Genomic DNA, 22,684 nt, shown 5'->3' on the forward strand with positions numbered 1-22,684 from the left:
ATACCTACTTACCCTCAACTTTTGTATTTAATTGATTATTTTGATTACTAAGAATTAATCCTTTAATTACATCATAAGCCCGTGCAAATTGATAATCTTTTTTATATAATTCCGATAATTGTTCTTCTTCCGGCTTATTATTTTTTGTTTTTGTTTCTTTTTTGCTATCTTTATTTTTAGCTGAATCAGCCTTTTTATCATTATCTTTTTCTTTATCATTTTTTAAATAATTCTTTAAAGAACTTTCAGAAAAACGTATGTCCAACTTTTTTTCTTCTGCATACTCAATTTTTTCCGGCTTAATAATAATGTCCGGCTCAATTCCTTCTGCCTGAATGGAGCGACCGTTTGGTGTGTAATATTTAGCAATAGTAAATTTTATAGCAGCTCTTGGACTAATTTGCATTAGTGATTGAACCGATCCTTTACCGAAAGATTTTGTACCCATTAATAATGCTCTCTTATGATCTTGCAAAGCACCCGCTACTATTTCCGATGCAGAAGCAGAACCGCCGTTTATTAAAATTATTACCGGTACTTTCGGAGCTTTCGGTGAAAATCTATTAGCACTAACGGTGCTATTGCTTGCTTCGGTTCTTCCTTTAGTCGTAACAATTATTCCGGAATCAATAAAATACTCACTAACGGCAATAGCTTGCTCTAATATACCGCCTCCATTATTACGTAAATCCAATATGATACCCTGAATATTATTTTTACTTTCGGTTTTTAATTTTTTTACAGCATCTTTTAGTTCAGAAATCGTTAATTTATTAAAAGTGCTTATGCGAATATAAGCAATATTACCTTTTTCTAAATGGGCTTTTACCGGCTTTATTTTAACTATCTCACGAGTAATTTCTATTTCTTGCGGCTTAGCTTCGTCCTCTTTAACTACTAATAATTTAACCTTAGTACCGGGAGCGCCTCGCATTTCCTTTACGGCTTTATTGGGACCTAAAGAAGATACTAATTCATCATTTACTCCGACTATATAATCACCGGCTTTAATACCCGCCTTATATGCCGGCAAATCATCAATCGGTGATATTACTTTAATAGCACCGCTATCATACATTATTTCAACACCGATACCGCCGAATTCGCCTTCGGTAAAAGTTAATATATCTTCTAAATCTTCACCGGTAAAATAGCTTGAATGAGGATCGAGCGAATTTAACATGCCGTTAATTGCTTCATCAATCATTTTTTGCTTATCGGGGACTTGCACATAATCTTTATTCACTCGCTCAAATACTTCTTGAAACTGTTTATAACATTCTTGATCCGATATGGTATTTTTAACTTCTTCTTCCTCTTTCTCTTCAGCAAAAGAAATAGTAAAATTCGTGATAAAAAGTAATAGTAAGATTAAACGTAAATACATAATATTCCAAATATAATTAATTAGGTAAAGGCATCACTCTCAACCGGCCTTATTGCGTGGATACCAAAACCGTCATGGCGAGGCACCTCTTGGTGCCGTGGCCATCCAGTTAAATAAATTTTATACTAAACTTTTGTTTAGTATTCTAATTAAATCCCTCATTATATTCGGGATAGCCTGGATGGCCACGGCGGCTATGCCGCCTCGCCATGACGATTACTGGCTTTTTTTGCCTATCCTTAAACTGAACATCCCCTAAATATCCAAGTTATTTATTATTTTATCCATTTTAACTAAGGCTTGCTCATAAATAAACTGAAAGCGTTTTTCCGGTTTTTTGCCCATTAAATCATCTACTATTTTATCAACATTCTTAAAATTTTCTAGAGTAACTTTTAAAAGTGATCTTTTTTCGGGATTCATAGTAGTTTCTTTTAACTGAGCAGGCATCATTTCACCTAGTCCTTTAAACCTACCGATTTCAATTTTAGCTTTGCTAGCTTTTGATAATTTAGCTATCATACTAACTTTTTCATCTTCATCGCCGGCATAATGAGTTTTGTTAGATTGAGTTAAGCGATAAAGCGGCGGCTTTGCTAAATATAGATGACCGTCCTCTACTAATTTAGGCATTCTCAGGAAAAAAAACGTCATTAAAAGCGCCGCTATATGAGCGCCGTCAACATCTGCATCGGTCATGATAATTATTTTTTCATAACGTAAATTTTCGCTGCGATAATTTTTTAAAGTGCCGCAGGCAAGAGCTATTTCTAAATCTTGAATTGATTGATTATTAACAATTTTCTCTAAAGTAGAGTTTGCAACATTTAATACCTTTCCCCATAAAGGAAGTACGGCTTGAGTTTCTCTGTTACGTGCTTGTTTGGCAGAGCCGCCGGCTGAATCCCCTTCTACTATAAATAATTCCGTACCGAGCGGTGAAGTTCGAGTGCAATCTGCCAGCTTACCGGGCAAACGTAATTTTTGAATAGCGGTTTTACGAGAGATATTTTTCTCATTTTTCTTATTTATGCGATATTCAGCTATATTAATAATATGTTCAACTAAGGCAGTTGCAGCTAGCTTATCGTGACTTAGCCAATGATCTAAATGATCTTTTATAATATTCTCGACGATTTTACTAACGCCGTTTGATACTAATTTTTCTTTAGTTTGACCTTGAAATGACGGCTCAGCTATGAAAATTGACAGCACTATTAAAGCGGTTTCTAAGATATCTTCGATCGTTATGTTAGCAGCTTTTTTGTTGCCGACCATTTCGCCGTATACTTTAATACTACGCAATAAAGCACTTTTAAGTCCTTGCTCATGAGTTCCGCCAAGGGGCGTCGGTACAGTATTACAATATGATTGAATAAATGCCTGCTGCTCATTATTTTGCCAACAAATCGCCCACTCGATTTTTATCTTATCTTGCTTTTGACCTCCTTGTTCTCCTTCTATATTTTCCGCAAAAATATTAGGAGTAATTAAATTATCGGCAGTAATTTTTGAAGTTAAATAATCTTTTAAGCCGTTTGGGAAATTTATTAAAGCTTTTTGTGGTATATCGTTGTTTAATTCAAGCTCGCATTCCCATTCGATAGTAACGCCGCGATATAAATAAGCTTTTGAGCGCGCAAGTTCATAGATTTTTTTAGGGTTGAAATGAGTATTTTCACCGAAAATTTCTGGGTCGGGACTAAAGTTGATAGCAGTGCCTTTTAATTTTTTAAGCGTATCCTCGCATATCAGCTCCGTTAATTTTTCGCCCTTAGAATATGATTGCTTAAATAATTTCCCTTGTTGGTAAACTTTAATTTCCAAATGCTGCGATAAGGCATTAACTACGGATATACCGACGCCGTGCAATCCGCCGGCTGTTTGATAGACGTTACCGGAAAATTTTCCGCCTGAATGAAGCGTAGTTAAAATTACTTCTAATGCCGATTTATCGGGAAATTTAGGGTGGTTGTCTACCGGTATTCCGCGACCGTTATCCCAGATAGTAAGACTGTAATCTGCATGCATTTTTATAGCGATAATATTGGCGAAACCGGCAACCGCTTCATCCATGGCGTTATCTAACACCTCAGAAACTAGATGATGCATAGCATTGCTATCTGTTCCGCCGATATACATACCCGGCCTTTTCCGAACAGGCTCAAGCCCCTCTAATACTTCAATGTCTTTTGCGCTATAAGAATTGATGATTTTAGTTTTTTTTTCATTATTAAAACTGAAAAGATCACTCATATATTAGGATGTAAGTTAAATTTGATTGTAATTTTTTGAATAAATTAAACTATTTACGGCGGAAAAGCAAGCGTTGTTGCGTGGAAGGGTTAAAGCATGTTCTATGTCATTCCCGTGAAAACGGGAATCCAGAAAAATTATAGTCATCCTGAATTTATTTCAGGATATACTACAAAAGATGCAGCAAACTTGTTCAGCATGACAAAGAAAAGGCTGGATTCCAGTTTTCACGGGAATGACATCATCAATACTTTGACATCGATACTATACATGTATAGCATTTTCGCATAACCCTACCACCCTTTAGCTTTGGTTAACATACAGACAATATTGTTGTTACGCCTTGTTAAAGCAATGTCTGAAGCATTTTGACATTCGGAATTAAGTGAGGAAATTTTAATACCGCGAATTACTAAAAATTTAGCTAAATAATAATTATCGTTACTAGCAGCTTCAGTTAAAAGCGTTTCACCGTTTTGGCTCTTTTCTTGTAAAATCGGGTAAACGTCAAGTAACGACCGAACTATAAAAAGATTATCTTTTTTTATTGCTGCAAAAGCATTTTCTATAGCATCACAATATGATAAATTTGAATAAATTAGTTGCTTTTTGTTTAAATTATTATCATATTTGATAAAATTATTTACTATTTCCCGCCGATCGGTATTTGATATCCACTCTTCTTTTTTCTGCATTAATTTTATATACGAATACATATCCATCTGCTCGAATGTTGCCTGTTCCGTTAATTTGCCTAATATTATGTCGTCATTAGGTAAAAGCAGCATTTGTGTTTCGTCTTTAGCAAATTTTGTAGCCGACGGAGAAGTTACGGTAGGGGCGTTATCTTCTTTCTCTTTAGTAGTTATAATTTTTTCGTCACTAGTCGGTTCATTATTCGGCTTTGCTATAGATTGTTGTACTTCTTTGTTTGAAGCGGGAAGATGGGAGTTAGCTGATTGATTTTGAGGGTTAGCAACTACCTTGACGGGAGTAAGCGGAATATCCCAATTTTCGGCAGTACTAGAAGATTTTTGTACATTGCTAGGGCTTGCTTCACTAAGATTTGGTTCATTTTGAGGTGTTGTATTTTCCGGAGGAACAACTTTACTTTCCGAGGGGATATTTATTTTATCCGTAGAATCGGTTGTCGGCGCAGGCGGCGGTAATGTCGGAACGTTTACCGGTACAGGCGGAGTAGGTACGTTATCGGCATTTACCGGTGAGTTAATTATCGGCATTGGAGTAGGAGGAAAGCTAGAGGCCGTTGTTTGAGGCGGAGCTATAGTTTGAGGCGGTGATACCGGAGCATTTACCGGAGTCGTCGGAGGCTCACTTACCAAAGGAGCCGGTACGTTAGGCGTTACAGGTAAAGGCGTACTTTTGATATTATTAGATGCTAAACTCGTACTAGTAGTAGGATCGGCAGAAGGCTTAAATTCATGATCTATGGTTTGTGATTCTGCAGCACTAGGTAGTTTATTGTCGCCAAGATCAATAAAAGGTTCAAGAGAACTATCTTTTTCCGGTTCTTCCTGTATGGCAGGAATATCTGCTTTGCCGGCTAATTTGTTTTTTTCCTCTATCGTTTTAGGTGCAGGAGAATTTTTCGGTTTATAAAAAAATTGTTTTATTTTAGAGAAAGTTGATATTTCTTGGGTTGATACTTCTTGCGGGCTTTCATTTGTAGAAGAGGTATTTTTCGTTTCTTGAACAGGCAAAGGCGGAAGTGCAGGGGGAGCTGCATAGCCCTGTGCCGTAAATATTAATATATTTATCAAGAACAATATTTTACTTAACATAATACACCTTATCTATTTTTTATTATATACTCAATTATAATCTAGAGAGTTGAGATTTATGTCATTCCAGCAACGACGGAGCGTTGTTGCATGGGTCGAAATCCTTATAAAAAAACACCGTCATTGCGAGGAGGGACGTAGTCCCGACGTGACAATCTAGGAAAAAACACTTTTCTGTCATCCTGAATTTATTTCAGTATCTACTAAAAGATGCGCAAAACTTGTTCAGCATGACAAAGACTAGATTCCCGCTTTTAGCTAGAATGACATACTGCTGCTTTTATCGAGCCATGCAACAAAGTCCCGCCGTTGCTGGAATGACGTCACAACCTTATTTTTTATTGCTCGGTATCAGTTTTTTTATTTCGCATTCTACTAATTGTTTAACAAGTGACGGTAAGTTTTCGTTCAACCATTGGCGTAGCTCCGGTTTTAACATTTCGATTATTAACTCTTCAAGTGCGTTTTTTGTAGGAGCGGAAGTATCTAACTGCTTATCTTTTATAGTATGAGCAAAATTTTTTAAAATATCGCTAGTTTCGGAAGCAAATTTTGGTGATATTAAAGGCTCTTCTGCATTAGAATCTTCATCATCCGAGTCCTCTAATCCCTCTTCCTTATCACTCATTACTTCAGTTAGCTCAAGTATATCTTCATCATTACTAGTAGTATGGTTAAGGTGCTTACGTTCGTTAATTACTCCTTTTATTGATTTCAGTATTTCTTCTACCGACATATCATGATGTTTTTTATCTTCCTTACTCACCTAAAAACCTATAATAAGTTTCTTTTTAATATTTTTAAATTCATCTTCAGGGCTAAAATATCGCACTTTAAGCTTTAAACTTTTTGCAGTTAATTCGCCTGTTAAAGACTTCATTTGATATGCGGCTATTATCGAGGCTTTATATGCATCAACCCGCGATGTTTTAGCCTCATATAACTTGTCTTCGGCACTTAGAACATCTAATATTGTTTTAGAGCCGACAATCTCTTCTTGTACCGTCCCGTTATATGATATCTGCGCTGCCTCAACTCCATGATTAGTAGAAATAATACGGGATTTTGCCGCTGCAAATTCTTCCCAGCTGCTGATAGCGATTGCTTGAATTTGTTTTATCGTATTATCAAGTTGAATCGCATTACTTCTAGTTTGATTTTTGGCTTTTCTAATATTTGAATATTGCGCGCCGCCGTTCGGATAGATAGGTATGGTTACTGAAAGCGTAGAGGTAATAGTTCTATTATTAATATCACGCTGTACAATATCTTCCGGATTATAATAAGTTTTGCCGCTTTGCACGTTAAACTCTACCTGCGGCAGTAATTTACCTTTTTCTACCATTTCATTTGCTTTGGTAGCATGTACGCTGTGCCTTGCGGCATCTATATTAGGATTTAGTTTAATTGCTTTCTGCGTTAATTCATCTAATGAAGTCGGTAAATTTTCCGGTAAAGCCGGCATTGTTATATTGTCCGGCTCTATACCGAATGATTTAATAAATGCAGCTTTTTTTGATTGAAAATTAGCATAAGCAATAAGTTTATCCGTCTCTGCTGCCGCAAGACCGGCTCTTGCCGTAGCCATATCTATCTCTGTTGCTTCTCCAAGCCTTAATTTTTCTTCGACCGTTCTTATCTGTTGTATGTTAGTTCGCAAGCGGCTCTCGGAAATTTCATATTTTTCTTTAGTCTCATAATAATCAAGATAAGCATTTATTAAACTCAGAAGAATTTTTTGCTCCTGAGTATAATAATTACCACGCGCAGCTCTAAAAGCAGATTGTGCCGATTTAAGTGCCGCTACACTAGAGCCGCCGCTAAAAATAGATTGTTTTATTTTTAATGCTCCTTGTTGACTATCTACTTCTTTCGGAGTACGACCTAATGTATTAGCATATTGACTATTAAATTTATTTTTAGTATTTACTTTTGCAACTTCTAACGAAGCACTAGGCATAAAACCGGAAAAAGCTTGCGGAAATTGCTCGACTTCATCTAAAAATTTATTTCTAATAGCTTTTAACTCATCGTTATTTTCGTATCCTCTAGTTAGAGCTTCTTCTAGATTAATAGCAAAAACCGGTGAGCCAAGCGATAGGATAATAATGAGTACAGCTAATTTACGCATAAATATTTTTATAAATAACGATTAAGATTAAGGAATTTTGCTTATCTCTGCAAGAATATAGATGTTTTAAAACTAAAAAATACAGATTTTTGTAGCAATGCTAGCACGTAATATAACAAAAATTAATCATAAGAGCAATATAACTATGTAAGACATTTTACATTTTGCTTTATTAATATTAGGATTTGAGTTAAATACTGAAATTCAATTCTTGAAAGACGAGCAGAATACAAACAATTTTTGGAGAGATTTTTATGACCGTATCATTTATTAACCTAGCACAATTTGCCGCTTTAACCGATAAGCAGAAGGTAGAATTGCAAAAACTTTCAGATAGAGCAAATAATGTTGCTAAGGCTACTGCCGTAAATCTAAAAGAATTTCGTAAAAAGATGCATGATATTTTGCGTAATTCTTTAGTAGAATTTTCAGAAACGGAAAAAATAGATATAGAAAAGCTTTTTGACGATACTATCGGAAAAGCTCAAGATGCTTTGTTAGAAACTATAGAAAATACTTATCAAGGGCAACTTAAAACAACGGATATTTTTCTATTTGACGGTGTTGTTGCAGAAAAAATTCTTAGTGTTCTCAAGAAAATCTTAGAATTTGAAGAAGCATTAGACAAGATGTATCCGGGAGCTTCTAAAGCAATTATTGAATCATTAGAAACTTTATTAATCGGGGTTATTTCTACGCAGCTACCGTTAGTAGGTACTTTAATAAAAATGAGCGGTATTTTCGATAAAATAAATAATGTTATTGATCATGAAAATCTACTGCCTAAAGTAAAAAAGTGGCATAAAGATATCCAGACAATGCAAGAAAAAATAGCGAATAATGAAAAACTTGGAGGAGTTTACCAAAAAGCAGAACAAACTGCTGAAGTTGCAGAAAAAGCTGAAGTAGCACCGCATAAGGTAGCTACCTTAAATTTAAATAAAGATTCGTTAAAGGAAACGAGTAAAAAGGTCTTTAATGATCAGGAAAAAAAGTCTATTAATAAGGTTGTTGAAGCGTCTGAATCAATGCCTAAAAGCAAAAAAGAAGTGGAAAAAACAATATCGGACATAAAAAATGATTTGGAAAAAATTATTCCGGCAGATATAGATAAGGATAAATTAATGTCTGCAAAAAAAATTATTTCAGAGAATTTAACTAAGGCAACGGTAGAATTGGCGAAAGTTGTTAACCCGCAAACTTCTTTTGCTGAAAAAGTAGCGGCATGTTGTGAAGCAGCTAACAATATAAAAGAGATTGCCGGAGAAATAACAAAAATAGCTGAACGAGTCCCCGGCGGTAAAGAGTTAGTAAGCGCAATAAATAGCACCGTAAAAAGAGGCGTAGAAACTATATTACCTAAAAAAATTGTGGCACTTAAAGAATTAGCGCCGGTTATAGCGAGCATAGCAGGGATAGGTAAAGCTATAATAATTAAAATATCTAAAGCAGAAATACCGAGTCAGTCGAGAAGGAAATAAACGTCTGAGCTAAGGAGGCACAAAGTCCCGACGTGGGGCGTTGTTGCATGGCTACCTGAATCGTCATTGCGAGGAGGCATTTATGCCGACGCGGCAATCAAGTATAAACATATTTTTATACTAAACTTGTTTAGTATTCTAATTAAATCCCGAATTACATTCGGGATAGCCTGGATTGCCGCAGCCACTTCGTGGCTTCGCAATGACGTTTGGGTATCCACGCGGGCATTGCCTCGCGCGTTGTTGCATGGCCCGAATTTTCGAGGTCATTTCCGCGCAGGCGGGAATCTAGCTTTTTTTGTCATGCTGAACAAGTTTTGCGCATCTTTTTAGTAGATCCTGAAATAAATTCAGGATGACTATAAGTATTTTCTGGATTGCCGCGTCGGGACTACGTCCCTCCTTAGCTCAGACGTTTAACGTTCCATGCGAGTATGACATCTTCAAGATGATAAAAACTGTTGAAAAACTTAAAAGAGGGTAAAAAATGCTAAATACTAATATTTTAATAGCTATAACGGGCTTGTTATTAGTGGTAATATTTCTAATTTACAAAAAATTTTCTGCTAATCGGAAAAATACCAATCTGACGGAAAATACTTTAAATGCTGTAACGGTTCCCGGAGTTCTCGGAATTAATAATAGAAAACAGGAAGATAAGAAACTTACGCTTCAAGAACGGATAGAATTATCCTGGAAGTTTTTATATGATATTACGGATATAATTATTAACAAATTTTCTAAAGAAGATGTCCAGCAGGTAAATAAATATGGTCATGTGTTACTGGAAAATGGCGGGAGATATGAGCATATAGTCGACCTTGCTATAAAACAAGTAAAATCTCAAACTCAAACTGTTGAACAAGGTCAGTCAAAAGGATCAAAATTAGGGGTGTAGCTTTGATTATTAAGGTCTATACATCAAATCGCGAGCCTTGTTTGGCTCATGTATAAAAATCGGCTAGCGCAAGCTCGCTCTAAAATTTAACGTCTATACCTTAATAATCTTTGTTAACCCCAACTATGGATAAGTTATAGCTTAAAAACTTATCCATAGTTGATAATAAAAAGGCGTTGTTGCATGGCTTAAATTTTCGATGTCATTCTAGCTAAAAGCGGGAATCTAGAAAAAACACTTAAAATAAACAAAAATAATTCGCTTAAATATTTTCTAGATTCCCGCTGCTTTTATCGAGCCATGCAACAAGGTATATAAAGGCGGACGGCATGGAAGGAAATATTTATATTCTAATATACTCTTTTTGCCGGGGGAACAGGCTTTACTTCATCAGTTAAACTAGTAAGGGTTACCGGTTTATAGTCAATCACTATCTTCCCGTGTTCATCAATCCACGCAAGCGTATGTTTCATCCAATCGGCGTCGTTACGATCGGGATAATCTTCCCTTGCATGTGCGCCTCGGCTTTCTTTTCTATTGGCGGCAGAATGTACGGTAATTGCTGCTTGATCAAGTAGATTATCTAACTCTAGAGCCTCTACTAAATCACTATTCCAAATTAAAGATTTATCATTAACTGTAATATCAGCGTATTGCGCCCTTGCTTGATCAATCATTTGCGCTCCCTCATCCAGAACCTCTTGAGTTCTGAATACCGACGCATGGCTTTGCATAGTTCTTTGCATTTTAAGCCTTAATGCGGCAACCGGAGTAGCGCCGTTGCTATGCCGAATTTTATCAAATCTATTTATTATTTTTTCTAATATTCCATCTGTAAGCGGTTTATGCGGCGTACCCGGCTTAATAATCTCCGCCGCTTTTAAAGCTGCGCTTCTCCCGAACACTACTAAATCAAGCAAAGAATTTGACCCCAAGCGATTTGCTCCGTGTACCGATACACAAGCTGCTTCGCCAATAGCCATCAAGCCGTTAACAATTTTATTATGCCTTCCTTGGTCTTTATTTTCCCCGTCTTTAATTATTACTTGACCGTGATAGTTAGTCGGCACGCCGCCCATATTATAATGCACTGTCGGTAAAACCGGTATCGGATCGGTATTGACGTTAACGCCGGCAAAAATTTTAGCGGTTTCCGAAATGCCGGGCAAACGGCTATGCAAAATTTCAGGAGATAGATGATTTAAATGTAAAAATACGTGATCTTTATGTTCGCCGACTCCTCGACCTTCGCGAATCTCTATAGTCATAGCTCTTGATACTACGTCCCTTGAAGCAAGGTCTTTCGCGGACGGTGCATATCGCTCCATAAACCTCTCACCGTTGGCATTTACTAAATACCCGCCTTCACCTCTAGCACCTTCGGTAATTAAACAACCGGCGGAGTAAATACCGGTTGGGTGGAATTGCACAAATTCCATATCCTGGAGCGGCAAGCCGCTTCTGATTGCCATACCGCCGCCGTCGCCGGTACAAGTATGGGCGGAAGTCGCTGAAAAATAGGCGCGCCCATAGCCGCCGGTAGCTAGCACTACCGTATGAGCATGGAAACAATGCATGCTGCCGTCGTCAAGATTCCATGCAACTAAACCCTTGCATTCACCGTTTTCCATTAGCAAATCAAGAGCAAAATACTCAACAAAAAACTGTACTTTATGTTTTAGAGATTGCTGATATAAAGTATGAAGTATAGCATGACCGGTACGATCCGCAGCAGCGCAAGTTCTTTGTGCCGCTTTGCCTTTGCCGTATTCCGTGGTCATTCCACCGAAAGGACGCTGATAAATTTTACCCTCGCTAGTTCTTGAAAACGGCACGCCGTAATGCTCAAGTTCTAAAATCGCATCGGCGGCATTTTTGCACATATATTCGATAGCATCCTGATCACCGAGCCAATCAGAGCCTTTAATCGTATCATACATATGCCAACGCCAATCATCTGCACCCATATTCCCAAGGGCGGCACTAATTCCGCCTTGCGCGGCTACCGTGTGGCTGCGAGTCGGAAATACTTTAGTAACGCACGCGGTATTTAAGCCTTCCTTTGCCATGCCGAAAGCCGCCCTAAGACCGGCTCCGCCGGCACCGACCACTACCGCGTCAAATTTATGATGAATTATATTATACGATTTTGTCATTAAGTTAATTTTTTAAGAATTGATATATTCGCCTTATATGTTGTTTTATGTCATTCTAACTCAGTATTGTTGCGTGGATTATAAAGGTTATTATAAGTCAGGATGTCATACCGTGGCTTGACCACGGTATCCAGAAAAAACCTTAATAAGAAAGACTGGATGCCGTGGTCAAGCCACGGCATGACACCGAACGCTTTGCAAAAATACGTTCCACGCAACAACGGTCCCATTTTCATGGGAATGACATCCGAGAGCATTACTCCCTCACTATTTATTGATTACCATAAAACAATGCGACAATGAAAGCTACAATCGTTAAAATGCTAAATAGCTGTAATAATATGATTAAAACGCTGCGCAATTTAACGCAGCTTATATAATCTTCAATGACTACTCGCATGCCTAGCATTGCATGATAGAAAGAAGCAACCACTATAATTAGTAACGGTACTAAATTAAAAGGTTTTTTTAGTTCTTCAATAATAATATTTAAATCATTATTTTTATTGATTAATATAAAATATATTAGCCACAGAGAGCATAAAGCTAACATCACACCGGTAATTCTCTGCATTAACCAATGATGTGAGCCGGTTTTTGCAGAGCCGAGACCCTTAGCTTTTGCAATATCTGTTTTTAAATTATACGACATTTTATACCCACAATAATATTGTCATTACTACTGAAGCTATAACAACGCACCAGCCGGTGATATTAATTGCTTTAATCGAAAAACAATAACCGCTATCCCAAAATAAATGACGAATACCGTTACATAAATGATAAAACCATGTGAAACTGACTAGTATTAAACAAATTTTAATAATACAGCTATTAGCAAGCTGTAAATAACTATTATCGAATTTACTAAGAATTAACCACCATACCAATATTGCTAAGGCAAAAAATAAGCCTATTCCCGTCATACGATGCATAATTGATAAAACCGAACTTATTTGCGGTTTGTATATAGTCAAATGTGGTGAAGTAGGTCTATTATCATAAATTTCTTGCTTTGTTTTTGTCATATTATACTCTTTGTAGTCTTGTTGCATGGCTCGAATTTTCGATGTCATTCCGTGAGCTACGACGGCGTTGTTGTATGGCTCTAAAAAAGTGCCGTATAGCGTCATTCATAAAGCTTGATACAAGCGAATTTTTCTGGATTCGCCTGTGCTCACGTACTCTAGTACGCTGCGCAGGCTCACCATTAAATTCATCTTGTCTAAATCTTTCTGAATTTAGCTGTATGTCATTCTAGCTAAAAGCGGGAATCCAGAAAAAAATAGTCATCCTGAATTTATTTCAGGATCTACTATTAAGAGATGTTGAACCAAGTTCAGCATGACAAAGGTTAGAAAGTCTGGATTCCCGCTTTCGGGCTTTGTTGCATGGCTCGAAAAATAATAAAAATCCGTCATGGCGAAGCCACGAAGTGGCTGTGGCCATCCAGGCTATCCCGAATATAATGAGGGATTTAATTAGAATACTAAACAAGTTTAGTATAAAAATATGTTTATACTTAGATGGTCACGGCGCCAAGAGGCGCCTCGCCATGACGATTCCGGTAGCCATGCAACAACGCTCCGCTTTCGCAGGAATGACATCAAAAATTTGAGCCATGCAACAACGCCACTGGATTGCCACGTCGATACTACGTACCTCCTCGCAATGACGAGTTCTGTATCAATTTTTGAAGTTCATCGAGTCTATTCTCTCTGTAACCAATGCCCTTCCGCAGGGGTTAAGTCGCTTGCTACCGCTCTTCTATCATCGAAAACAAAACACTCTCCTTGCCATAAATTATTTTTATTTTGAGTATCTTCCAAATATTGTAATATTCCGCCTTTTAAATGATATACATCGGTAAAGCCTAAATTTTTTAATAGGCTAGTGGATTTTTCACATCTAATGCCGCCGGTGCAATACATAGCAATTCTTTTTCCGGCTAGAATATCTTTATTTTTTTCCACCCATGCCGGAAATTGCTTAAATGTTTCCGTATGCGGGTTAATAGCGGATTTAAACTTTCCGACTTCTATTTCGTAATCGTTGCGCGTGTCAATTACTACAACATTTTCCTTAGTAATAAAATCATCCCAATTTTTAGGATCGATATATTCGCCTTTTAATTCGTCTATATTTAGCCTGCCAACTGCCATAGCCACAATTTCTTTCTTAACTTTTACTTTGAGCTTTTGAAAAGGATGAATATCGCTATAATTTATTTTAGTATTAACGTCTTTAGCCTTGGTCAATTTTATAATTTCTTCAAGCACGATTTGAACATTGGCAGGCGAGCCGGAAATTGAGCCGTTAAAGCCTTCGTGTGATACAAGAATAGTGCCTTTTACATATTTTCTTTTACCTATAAGTAAAAGCTTGGGTATTAAAAACTCCGGCTCTTCTATATTAACAAAACTATAAAAACTTAAAATTGCTATCATAATTAATTAACATTAAATTTATATTATACTTTGAGGTTATTTCCGTTTTTGATGTCATTCCCGTGAAAACGGGGCGTTGTTGCATGGCTCGAAAATTAATAAAAAACTCGTCATTGCGAAGCCACGAAGTGGCTGCGGCAATCCAGGCTATCCCGAATGTAATGAGGGATTTAATTAGAATACTAAACAAGTTTAGTATAAAAATATGTTTATACTTGATTGCCACGTCGGCATAAATGCCTCCTCGCAATGACGATTCTGGTAGCCATGCAACAACGCCTGAAAACGGGAATCCAGGCTTTTTTGCCTTTGTCATGCTGAACAAGTTTTTCGCATCTTTTTTTAGTAGATACTGAAATAAATTCAGGATGACTATAATTTTTCTGGATTCCCGTTTTCACGGGAATGACATAGAACACGCTTTAACCTATCTGTAGAACAATACCTCATCACAACGACGTTTTGCTATCCGCTTAATTTATCGACAAAGGTATAAACATACTAACACTGCCTCTTTCAATTAAAAGTAAAATATTTATCTTATTTAGATTTTTGGCATCTTCGTATAATTTTTCTAACTCGTTAATATCAATGATATTTTCCCGGTTAACGGCTAATATTAAATCACCGACTTTAAAAACGTTTCCTTCTTGGGCATTTTCTTTTTGTTCTTCCTCGATATTAGTAATAATAACACCTGATTTATCTTTAGAAATAGCAAATTGTTCTCTTAATTTATCGTTTAAATTGCTAAAAGTAATATTATTTTTTACAATGGATAGATTATTTTCTGCTTCTTCTTCAACAACTTTTTCATCACTATCTTCTGTTGTTTCTTTTATTATTTCTTCGTTATCAACGGTAACCTTAGCTGCTAATTCTAGGTTTTTGCCGCCGCGTATTATCGTAATTTTAACTTCTTGGTCAATCGGTGTTTCGGCAACTATTACTCGTAACTTTCTAGTATTCTTAACCGCTTGACCGGCAAATTCTATTATTACGTCCCCTGATTTTATACCGGCCTTATCGCCGGGGCCGTTTTCTTGTACTTTTGCAACTATTACCCCGTTAGTATCTTTTAATTCAAGCCCTGCGGCTATTTCATCCGTTAAATCTTGAATTACTATCCCAAGGCGTCCGCGGCTAACTTTGCCGTCTTTTTTTAATCTCTCTATAATAGGCTTTGCAGTGTTGGAAGGAATAGCAAAACCTATCCCGATATTAGTACCGAGCGGTGAGAAAATAGCGGTATTTACTCCTATTACTTCCTGCTCAAGGTTAAACATCGGACCGCCTGAATTGCCGTTATTAATTGCTGCATCGGTTTGAATAAAATTATCTACTATGTTGTTGGTATCTATATCGATATCTCGACCTTTTGACGATATAATACCGGCAGTTACGGTACCGCCGAGATTGCCGAAAGGATTGCCTATCGCAATAATCCAATCTCCTACCCTGGCTTTATTTGAATCTCCAAATTCAACAAAAGGTAACGGGTCAGGAAATTCTACTTTCAACAGGGCTAAATCGGTTTTGGTATCGCTACCTATTATTTTAGCCGATAGCTCGGTATTATCGGCTAGCTTAACGCTAATTTTATTTACGTTGGCAATTACATGATAGTTAGTAACGATCAGACCGCTAGGATCAATAATAAAACCGGAACCCAAAGGAACCGATTTAGGGGCTGAATCAACTTCTTCTAAATTAAGAGGGATATTAAGGCGTTCTAAAAATTCGTTAATCCAATCTAACGGATTTTTTTCACGTAAAGGCTCTTTATCATTAGATTCGGATTTATTATTTACATATTCAATAGTCGATATATTTACTACGGCAGGTATTAACGGTTCAACTATATCGGCAAAGCTATAACGTGCTGATTCGTTAACTTTTAACGGTACGGAACTTATTTCAGTAAAATCATTTTCTACCGTTTCGGAATTTTTCTCCGCTAATACGTGACTGTTTAGAATCAAACTTAAACAAAAGATAACGTATTTTAATTGCCGATTTTTGAAAAACAATTTTTGAAAGATGGATATATTACTCACAAATGAAGAGTTGTCATACCGAGAACCCGCCACGGTATCCAGTCCTTTTTTAAGATATTTTCCGGAGTCCGTGATTAAGTCACGGGGTGACAGTTTCCGATTCTTGAAAGATGAACGGTATAACATACTCACAATATTTATTTAGATAAGTTAAGATATTTAAGCAGTTCCGCGTCAGGCGAAACTACAAATAAGGTATCTTCTTTCTTTAAAGAATTTTTATATACTATAAGTGATTTATAAAATTTGTAAAATTCCGGATCGATAGAGTAAGCGGCATTATATATTTTCGCGGCTTTCTCATCCCCTTCGCCCTTAATGATTTGTGAATCTCTGTAAGCCGTGGCTAATAATATCTTACTTTCTTTGTCAGCCCTTGAGCGAATACGCACACCTTCCTCTTGTCCTTCGGCTCTAATTTGGGTAGCCTCTTTTTCACGAGCAGTTTGCATACGGCGATAAATAGCGGCACTATTTTCTTTCGGTAAATCCGCTCTCAATATTCTGACGTCAATTACATCAATACCGAAATTTTTTGCTTCCTCGTTTACTTGATTTAAAATATTAAACATTACGTTAGTGCGCTCTGTGGTAAGAAGATTACTTAGGGATACTTTACCGATCACTTTACGCATTGAGGACTCTAAATTTCTAGTAAGTCTTATTTTAACACCTTGATAATTATGTACCGTTTTGTAAAACATTACCGGATTGTTAATACGGAATTTGGCATAAGCATCGACAATAACCCTTTTTCCATCAGCTGCTGTTAGTTCCTTTGATTCTACTTCGACATCTAAAATACGCTTATCAAAAAACTCTACATCCTGAATAAACGGAATTTTAATATGTAACCCCGGCGCTTCTATAGTTCTTACCGCTTCACCGAATTGAAATACCACGGCTAATTGACGTTGATCAACAGAAAATAACGAGCTAGAAATTAATATTAATCCGCAAATAATCGCAAAAATTAAGTAATAAATTTTTTTCATTTAGTATTCCTTTAGTATTCTTTATTATTTTTTTGAGTTCTGTGTACCTGTCCGTCATTATGAGCATTGCCAGGTCTTGTTGCATGGCTCTAAAAAAGTGCCGTATGTCATTCTAGCTAAAGGCGGGAATCTAGGCTTTTTTGCCTTTGTCATGCTGAACTTGTTTCAGCATCTTTTTTTAGTAGATCCTGAAATAAATTCAGGATGACTATAATTTTTCTGGATTCCTGCCTTTAGCTAGAATGACATCGAAAATTTGAGCCATGCAACAACACCGCGCGCAAGGCATTGTTGCGTGGATCAAAAAATTAATAAAAATCCGTCATGGCGAAGCCACGAAGTGGCTGTGGCCATCCAGGCTATCCTGAATTACATTCGGGATTTAATTAGAATACTAAACAAGTTTAGTATAAAAATATGTTTAACTGGATTGCCATGGTGCCAAGAGGCACCTCGCCATGACGGTTTGGGTATCCACGCAACAACACCTCCTCGCAATGACGGCTTACGTTTTTACTCCTTAAACTAACACCGCCTATACACAAACGCCTTAATTCCCGGAAGGTTTAATAGCCATGTGGGGTAAAAGATTATTATTGATAATCGTTTTATTTGCCCCGGTTAAAACTTCTTCTGCCGTTTCTAGGTATAAGCGATCTCTAGTTAATTGCTTGTTCATCGCATATTGCTTATAAATAGCATTAAATCTTTGACTATCCCCTTCGGCTTTTGAAATTATTTCTGCTTTATAAGCTTCTGCTTCTTGGAAAATTTTTGCGGCAAGCCCACGTGCTTCCGGCAAAATTTTATTATTATAAGCTTGAGCTTGGTTTATTTCTCTTTCTTTATCGGCTTTGGATGTTTGTACGTCTCTATAAGCGTCTATTACCTCGGCCGGCGGTTCGGCTTTTAACAATTGTACCATTTCAATAGTAACGCCCGCATTATAGCTATCTAAGATTTTTTGTGCTAAAGTCTCAATTTTATAAGTAATTTCCTGTTTTTGATCGGATAATACCCAAGAAATAGGAGTATTGCCGATCACTTCCCTAACGGCACTTTCAACGGTAGCTTTGACTGATTCCTCAGGTCTTAATATATTAAAGCTAAATTTTTCTAGATCGCTGATATGCCACATTACGTCACAATTTAAAGCAACAATATTTTCATCGCCCGTTAGCATAATACTTTCACCGGCAACATTTTTAGTATTATCACTGCTGTTTTTACCTAAATTGCTTGTTCGATAACCGATTTCAATCCTGCGAGATTGATTAACTTTTTCTATTATTACCGCTTCAAACGGTGTCGGTAATCGGTAATTAAGACCGGGAAATCCTTTGCGTACAAAACGTCCAAACCTTATTACTGCCGCTTCCTCTCCTTCTTTTACTTCATAAATACCGGAAGCAAACCAAAGAGCTAAAAGCGCAAATACGGCTAAAATTATAGTTTTATTATTAAAGTTAAATTTAAATTGAAATTTATTAAAATCAAATTGATTTTTCCGTGGTCTTGTGAATATGTTGTTATCATTATTATCTTCAAAATCTTTCCAAGGAGATTTTTTGAAAATTTGAATATATTTTTTGTTAAACATTTTTTTGTATATTTGAAATATATTAAGGACGCGAATTTTATTATTATATATACTATACTAATTAAGGTCAACAAGCTATGAACTAAATATAAGATTAAAAAAATATGACTGACTTACATAAACAACAAATTTTTAATAAAATCCAAAATATTATATTTAAAGACGGCACTAACTTAACCGATATTATATCAAATATAATTATTAAAGATCAAAATATAGGTTTTTCAATTGATATCTCTGAACAAAATCAAGAAGAAGCGCAGGAAATAAAAGTTAAGGCGATAGATAAACTTAGGGAAATTGCCGGTATCGGCAAAATAACAATTATTTTTACTAGTAGCAAAAGCCTGGATAAAAAACCTCAAAATATAAAAAATTCTCCGCAAAAAGCCAAATATTTTATAGAGAATGTAAAAAAAGTAATATTAGTTGCTTCCGGCAAAGGCGGAGTCGGTAAATCTACCGTTGCTGCCTTAATTGCCGAGCAATTAAACAAGGAAGGGCATCGAGTCGGTATAGTCGATGCGGATATTTACGGTCCGTCAATTCCGCAGATATTCGGTATTAATGAGGTGCCGCAAACAATCAATGAGCGAATAATTCCTTTAATATCGCGTAATATTCAAATTATCTCTATCGGCTTTTTTGTTAAAGATTATTCCGCAATTATTTGGCGCGGACCGATGGCTAGCAAAACTATCTATCAATTATTATCCGTAACTAAATGGGATAATCTCGATTATTTAATTATTGATATGCCCCCCGGTACCGGTGATATTCATTTGAGTATTTTAGAAAATTATCACTTAAATGGTGTTATAATTGTCACTACTCCGCAAAAAATGTCGCAAATAGATGTAATTCGTTCTATTGATTTATATCGGAAGTTGAGCCTATCTATTATGGGTATTATTGAAAATATGAGTTACTTAATCGATTCACCTTCAGGAAAAATTTTAAATATATTTAACGGTAATAGTGGTAAATATTTCTCAGAGAAATATAATATACCTTTAATCCATAAAATACCGATTATGCCGGAATTGGCAAATGCCTGCGATAAGGGTATAAGCCTTGCTAACATAATAAATTTACCTGGACTTCATTTGTAAATTATTAGCCATGCAACAATACCGGAAGCCACGGTATAACAACTCTTCAGGATTTAGTATATGACTATGAAAAATATAAATATTTGGGTACTCGGTGATAATAGAGCGGGTAATACGAATCAAGCTATAGCCCTAGCGGAAGAACTAGGAGAGAAATATGAATTAATAGAGTTAAAATATAATTATTTTAGCAAATTACCGAATTATTTTCTTCAAGGGCGACCTATCCATATCAAAAATAAATTATTACGATCTTTAGAAGCAAAACCGTTCCCCGATATAATAATTACTGCCGGAAGAAGGACGGCAGCGCTGGCGCTTTATTTAAAGAGAAAGTCTAATAATAAAATAAAGCTGATTCAAATAATGCAGCCGGCTGTTACTTACGATGAATTTGATACCGTAATCTTGCCGTATCATGATACTCTAATGCAAGAATCCACAAATGTTATAAGGTTCACGGGAGCACTTACCGGCGTTTTGCCGAAACTACCTCTTGCCGCTGAGGAGTTACATAAAAATTATCCTCAGCTTGAAAAATTTATAGCCGTTATTATCGGTGGAGGTAATAAATATTATAAATTTAGTGATGAGGATGCTTTTCTATTATCATCGTTATTATTTAGGGTAAATCATGTTCGGAAGCTACCTTTTTTTATTAGTTTTAGTAGACGTACGCCAAACACGGTCAAACTGATTATTAAAAGCTTGATGCCTGACTCTACAATTATTTACGATCCTAAGGAGAACGATAACTTAAACAATAAAGATAACTTAAGCAATAAATTTAATCCGTATTTAGGTATGCTCTCTCAAGCGACCTATATAGTTTCTACTGCCGATTCGATTTCAATGTGCAGCGATGCAGTAGCTAGCGGCAACCCTCTTTATATATTTTGTCCTCCTAGCTTTAAAGCTCCAAAACATCAAGCTTTTATCGACCAATTGGTAGAGCAAAAAATAGCAAAAATTTTTGATAAATTTACTACCTCGCTAGAAAAATATAATTACACTCCTCTGAATGAAGTTAAAAAAGTAGCAGAGATTATTAAGAAGAAATTTTAGGATTAAAGATATTGGAAGGTATAGTTAGTTTAGCTGTACAGCGTCATCGCTTGATACAAGCAAATTTTTCGACATTCGCCTGTACTCACCTACTCTAGTACGGTAGCTTAGCTCGTCTTTAAATTTATCTTATCTGAAGCTTTCTGAATTTAGCCGTATTGCCCGCCCTGCATCGGCATAAACGCCTTCGGCTTTGTTGCATGGCTCAATATTTTTGCAAAGCAATTCGGTGTCATGCCGTGGCTTGACCACGGCATCCAGTCAGGCTTTTTAATTTTTTCTGGATACCGTGGTCAAGCCCACTAGTGTACGAACGTTTAAATAAAGAGGTAAAAATTCTGTCATTCCGTGGCTACGACCACGGAATCCAGCTTATAATATCATAAAAAGATTCTAAAATAAGTCTAATATGGCTTTATTTTCCTGGATGCCGTGATCAAGTCACGGCATGACACAGCCTTTTTTCAACGTTCGTACAGTAGTGGGTCAAGCCACGGTATGACAAGTTTTAAGCGATTTTAACCATCCATGCAACAACGCCTCCAGTCGCTCGCAATGACGAATCTTTGAAGCCGCCTTTACCCTTGATTATTTAGCTTTTGAACCGAATTTATGGTAAGTTCTTATTCTAAATTCGCGTTAACACGCTCAAAATCAATCGACTCTAATCACCTATTACATAACCCAAGGAAGTTAAAGCATTTACCGTTTCAAATAGAGGCAGCCCCATGACATTTGAGTAAGAGCCTGAAATAAATGGAATAAAAGCTTCCGCATAGCCGGAAATTCCGCATCCGCCTGACTTATTTAATCCTTCATTAAGTGAACAGTAAAAGTCAATTTCTTGCCGGCTTAATCTTTTAAATTTAACGATTGTTTGAGCTATTTTTTGTCTTACCGTCGTTTGATTGTGGTGTTTTTTAATAACACACAAACCGGTATAAACACGGTGACGTCTTCCTGATAATATATTAAGGCAATCTTTTATTTCTTCATGGGTAGCGGCTTTCGGTAATAATTTTCTACCGGCTACAACGACGGTATCCGCTGCTATAATAATAGCCGGTTCTTCTATTTGCGAAGCAATTTTTACGGCTTTTTCTTTCGCAAGTCTGATAGCTAAATGATTTGGTAATTCACGCAAACGCGGCGATTCATCAATATCGGCAGGTAAAATTTGAGTTGGAACAATTTTTAATCTTTTTAGTAACTCAAGCCTAGCAGGTGACTGAGACGCTAATATGATGGGCAAATTATGCCGCTCGTCTTTCAAGAATCGGTCTTTCATTTTATCAGG

28 protein-coding genes are annotated in these 22,684 nt (G+C 36.5%); 11 read left to right on the forward strand and 17 right to left on the reverse strand.

The annotated features are described in order from the left end of the window. Window positions 1-4: 4 nt before the first annotated feature. A complete protein-coding gene (locus AAGD64_RS00955; protein WP_341793535.1) occupies window positions 5-1,387 on the reverse strand; it encodes a S41 family peptidase in 1,383 nt (460 codons plus the stop codon). Between the two features lie 52 nt (window positions 1,388-1,439). Between AAGD64_RS00955 and AAGD64_RS00960 the strand changes: the two genes are divergently transcribed. Continuing rightward, window positions 1,440-1,646, forward strand: coding sequence for a hypothetical protein (locus AAGD64_RS00960; protein WP_341793536.1), 207 nt, complete (start codon window positions 1,440-1,442; stop codon window positions 1,644-1,646). On the opposite strand, the gene parE is transcribed toward AAGD64_RS00960, so the two are convergent. After that, window positions 1,643-3,643, reverse strand: coding sequence for a DNA topoisomerase IV subunit B (gene parE, locus AAGD64_RS00965; protein WP_341793537.1), 2,001 nt, complete (start codon window positions 3,641-3,643; stop codon window positions 1,643-1,645). The genes AAGD64_RS00960 and parE overlap by 4 nt on opposite strands. A gap of 96 nt (window positions 3,644-3,739) precedes the next feature. On the opposite strand from parE, the gene AAGD64_RS00970 reads away from it, so the two are divergent. Further along, entirely contained in the window at window positions 3,740-3,934 is a 195-nt protein-coding gene (locus tag AAGD64_RS00970) for a hypothetical protein (RefSeq protein ID WP_341793538.1), read from the forward strand. A 2-nt stretch (window positions 3,935-3,936) separates the two neighbouring features. Here AAGD64_RS00970 and AAGD64_RS00975 read toward each other — a convergent pair whose 3' ends face one another. The 3 genes from AAGD64_RS00975 to AAGD64_RS00985 all read right to left on the reverse strand — a co-directional run bounded on the left by AAGD64_RS00975 (window position 3,937) and on the right by AAGD64_RS00985 (window position 7,576). After that, complete coding sequence (locus tag AAGD64_RS00975) at window positions 3,937-5,445, reverse strand: hypothetical protein (protein WP_341793539.1); 1,509 nt, start codon at window positions 5,443-5,445, stop codon at window positions 3,937-3,939. Window positions 5,446-5,776: 331 nt separating this feature from the next. Beyond that, window positions 5,777-6,211, reverse strand: a complete 435-nt coding sequence (locus AAGD64_RS00980) for a DUF2497 domain-containing protein (protein ID WP_341793540.1) — start codon at window positions 6,209-6,211, stop codon at window positions 5,777-5,779. Further along, the gene (locus AAGD64_RS00985; RefSeq protein ID WP_253308140.1) at window positions 6,212-7,576 is read right to left on the reverse strand and encodes a TolC family protein; all 1,365 of its coding nucleotides are present in this window, start codon (window positions 7,574-7,576) and stop codon (window positions 6,212-6,214) included. It abuts the gene before it with no gap. 254 nt (window positions 7,577-7,830) lie between these two features. Here AAGD64_RS00985 and AAGD64_RS00990 point away from each other — a divergent pair, with 254 nt between their 5' ends. Continuing rightward, window positions 7,831-9,057, forward strand: a complete 1,227-nt coding sequence (locus AAGD64_RS00990; RefSeq protein ID WP_341793541.1) for a hypothetical protein — start codon at window positions 7,831-7,833, stop codon at window positions 9,055-9,057. Between the two features lie 80 nt (window positions 9,058-9,137). Here AAGD64_RS00990 and AAGD64_RS00995 read toward each other — a convergent pair whose 3' ends face one another. Further along, the gene (locus AAGD64_RS00995) at window positions 9,138-9,278 is read right to left on the reverse strand and encodes a hypothetical protein (RefSeq protein ID WP_341793542.1); all 141 of its coding nucleotides are present in this window, start codon (window positions 9,276-9,278) and stop codon (window positions 9,138-9,140) included. Between the two features lie 134 nt (window positions 9,279-9,412). On the opposite strand from AAGD64_RS00995, the gene AAGD64_RS01000 reads away from it, so the two are divergent. Beyond that, complete coding sequence (locus AAGD64_RS01000; RefSeq protein WP_341793543.1) at window positions 9,413-9,541, forward strand: hypothetical protein; 129 nt, start codon at window positions 9,413-9,415, stop codon at window positions 9,539-9,541. A gap of 3 nt (window positions 9,542-9,544) precedes the next feature. Continuing rightward, a complete protein-coding gene (locus AAGD64_RS01005) occupies window positions 9,545-9,955 on the forward strand; it encodes a DUF2660 domain-containing protein (protein ID WP_253308138.1) in 411 nt (136 codons plus the stop codon). A gap of 350 nt (window positions 9,956-10,305) precedes the next feature. Here the strand turns inward: AAGD64_RS01005 and sdhA are convergent, their stop codons facing one another. From sdhA to sdhC, 4 genes are read right to left on the reverse strand one after another with little or no spacing between them, the layout of a single operon-like run. After that, window positions 10,306-12,111, reverse strand: a complete 1,806-nt coding sequence (sdhA, locus tag AAGD64_RS01010; protein ID WP_253308137.1) for a succinate dehydrogenase flavoprotein subunit — start codon at window positions 12,109-12,111, stop codon at window positions 10,306-10,308. Window positions 12,112-12,161: 50 nt separating this feature from the next. Continuing rightward, window positions 12,162-12,368: a palindromic element RPE4 domain-containing protein gene (locus AAGD64_RS01015; RefSeq protein WP_341793544.1), complete on the reverse strand. Its 207-nt coding sequence runs from the start codon at window positions 12,366-12,368 to the stop codon at window positions 12,162-12,164. 14 nt (window positions 12,369-12,382) lie between these two features. Further along, window positions 12,383-12,763 (reverse strand): succinate dehydrogenase, hydrophobic membrane anchor protein, encoded by a 381-nt coding sequence (gene sdhD / locus AAGD64_RS01020; protein ID WP_341793545.1) that lies wholly within the window; start codon window positions 12,761-12,763, stop codon window positions 12,383-12,385. Between the two features lies 1 nt (window position 12,764). Continuing rightward, window positions 12,765-13,139 carry a succinate dehydrogenase, cytochrome b556 subunit gene (gene sdhC, locus AAGD64_RS01025; protein ID WP_341794211.1) on the reverse strand — a complete coding sequence of 125 codons (375 nt, stop codon included), beginning with the start codon at window positions 13,137-13,139 and terminating at the stop codon, window positions 12,765-12,767. 359 nt (window positions 13,140-13,498) lie between these two features. On the opposite strand from sdhC, the gene AAGD64_RS01035 reads away from it, so the two are divergent. Further along, the gene (locus tag AAGD64_RS01035; protein WP_341793546.1) at window positions 13,499-13,729 is read left to right on the forward strand and encodes a hypothetical protein; all 231 of its coding nucleotides are present in this window, start codon (window positions 13,499-13,501) and stop codon (window positions 13,727-13,729) included. A 91-nt stretch (window positions 13,730-13,820) separates the two neighbouring features. Here AAGD64_RS01035 and AAGD64_RS01040 read toward each other — a convergent pair whose 3' ends face one another. After that, complete coding sequence (locus AAGD64_RS01040; RefSeq protein ID WP_253308135.1) at window positions 13,821-14,558, reverse strand: rhodanese-like domain-containing protein; 738 nt, start codon at window positions 14,556-14,558, stop codon at window positions 13,821-13,823. A gap of 83 nt (window positions 14,559-14,641) precedes the next feature. Between AAGD64_RS01040 and AAGD64_RS01045 the strand changes: the two genes are divergently transcribed. Next, the gene (locus tag AAGD64_RS01045) at window positions 14,642-14,794 is read left to right on the forward strand and encodes a hypothetical protein (protein WP_341793547.1); all 153 of its coding nucleotides are present in this window, start codon (window positions 14,642-14,644) and stop codon (window positions 14,792-14,794) included. Here the strand turns inward: AAGD64_RS01045 and AAGD64_RS01050 are convergent. From AAGD64_RS01050 to AAGD64_RS01060, 3 genes are all read right to left on the reverse strand, one after another. After that, entirely contained in the window at window positions 14,768-14,977 is a 210-nt protein-coding gene (locus tag AAGD64_RS01050; RefSeq protein ID WP_341793548.1) for a hypothetical protein, read from the reverse strand. The two genes, AAGD64_RS01045 and AAGD64_RS01050, sit on opposite strands and share 27 nt — an antisense overlap. A gap of 54 nt (window positions 14,978-15,031) precedes the next feature. Continuing rightward, window positions 15,032-16,588 (reverse strand): Do family serine endopeptidase, encoded by a 1,557-nt coding sequence (locus AAGD64_RS01055; RefSeq protein ID WP_253310076.1) that lies wholly within the window; start codon window positions 16,586-16,588, stop codon window positions 15,032-15,034. A gap of 164 nt (window positions 16,589-16,752) precedes the next feature. Continuing rightward, window positions 16,753-17,610, reverse strand: coding sequence for a protease modulator HflC (locus AAGD64_RS01060; RefSeq protein ID WP_341793549.1), 858 nt, complete (start codon window positions 17,608-17,610; stop codon window positions 16,753-16,755). A 79-nt stretch (window positions 17,611-17,689) separates the two neighbouring features. Here AAGD64_RS01060 and AAGD64_RS01065 point away from each other — a divergent pair, with 79 nt between their 5' ends. After that, window positions 17,690-17,818 (forward strand): hypothetical protein, encoded by a 129-nt coding sequence (locus AAGD64_RS01065; RefSeq protein WP_341793550.1) that lies wholly within the window; start codon window positions 17,690-17,692, stop codon window positions 17,816-17,818. A gap of 87 nt (window positions 17,819-17,905) precedes the next feature. Beyond that, window positions 17,906-18,139, forward strand: a complete 234-nt coding sequence (locus tag AAGD64_RS01070) for a hypothetical protein (protein WP_341793551.1) — start codon at window positions 17,906-17,908, stop codon at window positions 18,137-18,139. A gap of 21 nt (window positions 18,140-18,160) precedes the next feature. Here AAGD64_RS01070 and hflK read toward each other — a convergent pair whose 3' ends face one another. Further along, a complete protein-coding gene (gene hflK / locus AAGD64_RS01075; RefSeq protein WP_253308133.1) occupies window positions 18,161-19,210 on the reverse strand; it encodes an FtsH protease activity modulator HflK in 1,050 nt (349 codons plus the stop codon). Between the two features lie 104 nt (window positions 19,211-19,314). Between hflK and AAGD64_RS01080 the strand changes: the two genes are divergently transcribed. Both AAGD64_RS01080 and AAGD64_RS01085 read left to right on the forward strand, forming a co-directional pair. Then, window positions 19,315-20,322: an Mrp/NBP35 family ATP-binding protein gene (locus AAGD64_RS01080; RefSeq protein ID WP_253308132.1), complete on the forward strand. Its 1,008-nt coding sequence runs from the start codon at window positions 19,315-19,317 to the stop codon at window positions 20,320-20,322. Between the two features lie 75 nt (window positions 20,323-20,397). Continuing rightward, a complete protein-coding gene (locus AAGD64_RS01085; protein WP_253310075.1) occupies window positions 20,398-21,387 on the forward strand; it encodes a mitochondrial fission ELM1 family protein in 990 nt (329 codons plus the stop codon). A gap of 129 nt (window positions 21,388-21,516) precedes the next feature. On the opposite strand, the gene AAGD64_RS01090 is transcribed toward AAGD64_RS01085, so the two are convergent. Then, window positions 21,517-21,639 (reverse strand): hypothetical protein, encoded by a 123-nt coding sequence (locus tag AAGD64_RS01090; protein ID WP_341793552.1) that lies wholly within the window; start codon window positions 21,637-21,639, stop codon window positions 21,517-21,519. Between the two features lie 412 nt (window positions 21,640-22,051). After that, a complete protein-coding gene (locus AAGD64_RS01095; protein ID WP_253310074.1) occupies window positions 22,052-22,660 on the reverse strand; it encodes a Maf family protein in 609 nt (202 codons plus the stop codon). Window positions 22,661-22,684: the final 24 nt, after the last annotated feature.

Source organism: Rickettsia endosymbiont of Ceutorhynchus obstrictus (assembly GCF_964026565.1).
Taxonomy (GTDB): Bacteria; Pseudomonadota; Alphaproteobacteria; order Rickettsiales; family Rickettsiaceae; genus Rickettsia.